The 2,797-nt window shown below is 44.5% G+C and carries 4 protein-coding genes; all 4 read left to right on the plus strand.

Features of this window, described 5'->3' with window-relative positions; genetic code table 11:
* A partial coding sequence (locus tag A3739_RS10345) for a fasciclin domain-containing protein (RefSeq protein ID WP_197472263.1) occupies positions 1-317 on the plus strand: 317 nt, incomplete at its 5' end.
* Between the two features lie 124 nt (positions 318-441).
* Complete coding sequence (locus A3739_RS10350; RefSeq protein WP_068478212.1) at positions 442-1,017, plus strand: phosphoribosyltransferase; 576 nt, start codon at positions 442-444, stop codon at positions 1,015-1,017.
* A 139-nt stretch (positions 1,018-1,156) separates the two neighbouring features.
* On the plus strand, positions 1,157-1,549 hold the full coding sequence (locus A3739_RS10355) for a hypothetical protein (protein ID WP_068501272.1): 393 nt from the start codon (positions 1,157-1,159) through the stop codon (positions 1,547-1,549).
* A 176-nt stretch (positions 1,550-1,725) separates the two neighbouring features.
* Complete coding sequence (locus A3739_RS10360; RefSeq protein ID WP_068478208.1) at positions 1,726-2,625, plus strand: MbnP family copper-binding protein; 900 nt, start codon at positions 1,726-1,728, stop codon at positions 2,623-2,625.
* Positions 2,626-2,797 lie beyond the last annotated feature (172 nt).

Raw genomic sequence — 2,797 nt, forward strand, 5'->3', positions numbered from 1 at the left:
GTGCGGGTACATTCACTGTATTTGCTCCTACTGATGCAGCATTCGCGGCAGCAGGTTTCGATGAAAATAACATTGGTGCCGTCGAAGGTTTGCAAGATATTTTGCTGCAGCACGTTTTGGGTTCAGAGGTCAGTGCATTGGCAGCATACGCAGCTAATGGCTCTGACGTTGCAACACTTCGAGAAGGTTCATCAGTGTCAGTAGAAATTTCAAATGGTGATTTGCTGATTGAAGGCGCTAAAGTAATCGAAACTGATATTAAAGCGAGCAATGGTACGATCCATTTGATCGATTCAGTTATTCTCAGCACTAACTAAGTGCGACATTAGATCAGTACTATAAGGTCGGGGAATACCCGACCTTTTTTATTTCTAATGAAAGTTAATCCTTTTTTGGCTATAGTTCGCGCCGATTACTTATTACTTGTATTTGGTACGAACAATGGAAAAAACTTTTATCAGCGCCCAGCAACTTCTTGAAGACTCATTCAAGCTAGCAATTCAAATTTATGAAAGTGGCTTCCGCCCTGACTACATCGTAGGCGTATGGCGTGGTGGTGCTCCAGTAGGCATCGCTGTTCAAGAAATGTTTGAAGTGCTTGGCGTCAAATGCGACCACATTGCTATTCGTACTTCGAGCTATACGGCCATTGGCGAACGCGCTAAACAAGTAAAAGTGCACGGTTTAACGTATCTCATTAATCGCGTTGAAAGCCACCAGAACCTGTTAATTGTTGACGATGTACACGACAGCGGTCTGAGTATTGATCAAACTATTGTTGATCTTACTGCTCGCTGTAAAAAGAACACTCCAACTATTAAAGTTGCGACCCCCTACTACAAGCCTAAGAACAACAAGACTAATCGCATCCCAGATTACTTCTTATATGAGAGCGATGAGTGGCTGGTATTCCCGCATGAATTAGATGGCTTAACAAAAGAAGAACTTATCGCAAATCGTCCAGAGTCTGCGGCGATTACTGACAAGCTTGAAGAACTCGGCGCATTCGATAAGTAATGCACCAATAAACCGACATTGAGCCTCCTAACATTCAGTAGACAATGTCGGCCTTCCTACTTTTTTATTTTGCATTCGCATTTCATTTCACGTTAGTCTGTTTGAACCCAGATTGAACTAAGTTTAAAAAACTATAAAAATGAAGTTCTCCCTTAACACCATGCGCCAGAGCGATTTTCAGTACAAAGTTGTGCTGACAGTGCTTTTGCTGTTTATGCAAAAAGCCTTATTCGCGACAGGCACAATGGCAGGTTCACTGTCGGAAAATGGTTCATGGGTTAGCTTGTGTACGGCCGACGCAGGCATTAAACAAGTATTTATTACAGATAGTGATTCTGAACAGAACCACAATGTTCACGACGCAGATGAACAATGTAGCTTTTCGGCAGGTGCCCTAGCCCATTTGGCGAGCAACTTGTCGCACACGCAATTCTCGCCTACTCAAGACTTCATCCGCTCAGGATCAATTAATGCGATTTCGCGTAAAACAAGTTTTCAACGCGCGCGCGCCCCTCCTATGACGCTCTCTTGAGCACAGTCATCAACAATTAGATTTAACTTCATTGCTAAGCCAGTGTCAGCCTGCTTATTTTTCTAAGCATGCGCGTGCATACATTGTGCTTGATGCTTGATGAAGACATCCTCTAGATTCAGACCTGTGCTCCACCTAAAGCCAATATTTATTCATTTTATTAGGACAAGAGCATCATGAAACTTTCACACTTTACTGCTATCTCAACATGCGCCCTTTTGGCTGCCTGCTCATCAGGCGGCTCTACTAACGTCAACGCCCTACAAGAACAAGATGTTTCCATCGCATTTGCAGCAGAAGCCAATAACGTATCAATTGATTGCGATACACAACTGACAGGCCTAGGCACAAACAATACCAATGCTGATATCAGAGAGTTTAGATTCTATGTGCATGACATCAGACTTACAGATGATCAGAGTAATGAGTATGCACTGGACTTAGAAGACAACTCTTGGAACCACGAGAACGTGGGCTTGCTCGATTTCATGAACAAAGATACGAGCTGTTCGGGCGCTACGAAAAATACAAACACTCAGGTTGAAGGAATCGTGAGCGCTCCAGCCAATGTCGCGTTCACAGGCATTACCTTTTCACTTGGCATTCCCTCTGAATTGAATCACGCAGATAGAGCAACGGCCGTAGCACCATTAGATCAGACGAGCATGCATTGGAATTGGCAAAATGGTTACAAGTTTGCGCGACTCGACGTAGCACCAGTCGGCGGAATCATTCGACCAAGCGACCTTGGCTTTTCAGCTTCTTCATGGAACTTTCATCTCGGGAGCACCAATTGTTCTGGAGATCCTCAACTCGGTGAAACCGTGACATGTGCGCGTCCGAATCGCCCTCAAATAGCCTTAACAAACTTCGATCCAAGCAGCCAACAAATCGTACTGAACTTCGACAACCTAGTGAGCAATTCAGATCTGACTCAAGATCTAGATGGAGCGCCAGGGTGCATGTCAGGCGCGACCGATCCAGAATGCGCATCAATATTTGAAGCACTCGGTCTAGATGTCGCGATCGGCTCAGAGCATAGCAGCGTCACACAAACCGTCTTTAGTGTTCGTTAATATGTTTCGGCTATTAGTCTGTAGAGAGGCGCTTAATAAGCGCCTCTTTTTCGCAATATTCATGCTTTCTCTGGCTGGATGTAGCAGTAGCTCAAGTGACTTTGTCGACACCTCACACAATGCAAGCCAAACAAGTTTTGAATGGAATCTGCCAGAGAGATATCCCCTACCT

This window comes from Oleiphilus sp. HI0067, from assembly GCF_001635735.1.